At 54.5% G+C, this 1,949-nt stretch carries 1 protein-coding gene; it reads left to right on the forward strand.

The features are described 5' to 3' along the window. The first annotated feature begins 417 nt into the window (after positions 1-417). Entirely contained in the window at positions 418-1,860 is a 1,443-nt protein-coding gene (gene mgtE / locus CYD26_RS24640; RefSeq protein ID WP_065761966.1) for a magnesium transporter, read from the forward strand. Positions 1,861-1,949 lie beyond the last annotated feature (89 nt).

A 1,949-nucleotide genomic window follows, 5' to 3' on the forward strand; every position in this document is an offset into this window, starting at 1 on the left:
TGAACCGCCGTGTACGGAACCGTACGCACGGTGGTGTGAGAGGACGGCGGGTGTGAACTCGCCTCCTACTCGATTTCCGCGAAATTAATTTTCTCGTAAAGCGCAATGGCTAGATTGTCAGTTAGTGCGCCATCTTCTTGTGCTGATATCTCAGGCGATGTGCTTTTCTCTGTGGCAGTGCCGTCGTATTAGTGTATCTGGATGCGGTCGAGCTTTATGTTGCAAGCGACTGTTCTAGTCAAGATTTTAAGCGCTTCGATTGTTCAAGCAGTGTATGATTGCGCCCGTCAGCCCCGCCGGGGCTTGTGGAATACCACCATGGACTTACCCAGTAGTTACTCAATAGCTGATTTTGCCAATCACGATCTGACTGATTGATCCTCCCGGCGTGCTCCCTGCTGGGAGTGGAGTTCGCCTATGACTGAAATCGAAGTAAAAAAGACCCAAGATAGCCTGCAGGATCGCCTGGCCCAGGTGGTTGAGCTGTTGCAGCGCCAGCGTGTTGTTGAAGACCTCACGCATCGCCAGGAAGGTCATCATCATGACCTGGTTGAAAACCTGGTTCATCGACAGAATCTGGTCGAGCTGCAGCGCAAGCTCGACGATCTGCACTCTGCCGACGTCGCCTATATTCTCGAAGCGTTACCGCTCGATGACCGATTGACCGTTTGGCAGTTGGTCAAGGCTGAGCGTGACGGCGACATCCTGCTCGAAGTGTCTGACTCGGTTCGAGAAACCCTGATCGCCGACATGGACGATCATGAGCTCCTGGCTGCGGCCAAGGAGATGGATGCTGACGAACTGGCAGACCTTGCCCCAGAGTTGCCGCGCGACGTCGTTCACGAGCTCATGGAGAGCCTGGATGCTCAGCAGCGTGAGCGTGTGCGTTCTGCCCTGAGCTATGACGAGGACCAGGTCGGTGCGCTGATGGACTTCGAGATGGTGACCATTCGTGAGGATGTCAGCCTTGAAGTGGTGTTGCGTTACCTGCGTCGCCTGAAAGAGTTGCCGGGGCATACCGACAAGCTTTTCGTGGTCGATTATGACGGTATCCTCAAAGGCGTCTTGCCGATCAAGCGTCTGTTGGTCAATGACCCGGAGAAAAAGGTTTCCGAGGTCATGGCCAGCGATCCGGTGACCTTCCACCCCGAGGAAGACGCTTACGATGCGGCCCTGGCATTTGAGCGCTATGACTTGATCTCTGGCCCAGTCGTTGACAAAAACGATCGCCTGATTGGTCGTCTGACCATTGATGAAATGGTTGACCTTATTCGGGAGGAAAGCGAAAGCGAAGTCCTGAGCATGGCGGGTCTGCGCGAAGAGGAAGATATCTTTGCTTCGGTCTGGCGCTCGCTGCGTAACCGTTGGGCCTGGTTGGCGATCAACCTGATTACTGCATTCGTGGCCTCTCGTGTGATTGGCCTGTTTGAGGGGTCGATCGAAAAACTGGTGGCGTTGGCAGCCTTGATGCCGATCGTGGCGGGTATTGGTGGTAACTCCGGTAACCAGACGATCACCATGATTGTTCGCGCTATGGCGCTTGATCAGGTGAGCCCAGGGAATACGTCGCGGCTAATGCGTAAGGAACTGGCGGTTGCCCTGATCAACGGCCTTATTTGGGGTGGTGTGATAGGTATCGTGGCGTTCCTGCTTTACCACAGCTGGTCGCTGGGTGTGGTGATGACTGCTGCAATGACCCTGAACCTGTTGCTTGCTGCGCTGATGGGTGTGCTGATTCCGATGACCCTGGTGCGTATGGGGCGTGATCCGGCAATGGGCTCCAGCGTGATGATCACGGCTGTAACCGACAGCGGTGGTTTCTTCATCTTTCTGGGGCTTGCAACTATCTTTCTGCTGTAAGTGTGTTTGGCTCATGTCTAGTCCTGAAATAGGTTTACACCTATTTCAGCCTCAAAACGCCCGATGCATCGCATCGGGCGTTTTGTATT

Source organism: Pseudomonas sp. FFUP_PS_473 (genome assembly GCF_002858665.1).
In the GTDB taxonomy this organism is placed as follows: Bacteria; Pseudomonadota; Gammaproteobacteria; order Pseudomonadales; family Pseudomonadaceae; genus Aquipseudomonas; species Aquipseudomonas defluvii.

Excerpts from the sequence above, each read along its gene's own strand:
- mgtE (WP_065761966.1), top strand. The coding sequence starts at position 418 with ATGACTGAAATCGAAGTAAAAAAGACCCAAGATAGCCTGCAGGATCGC.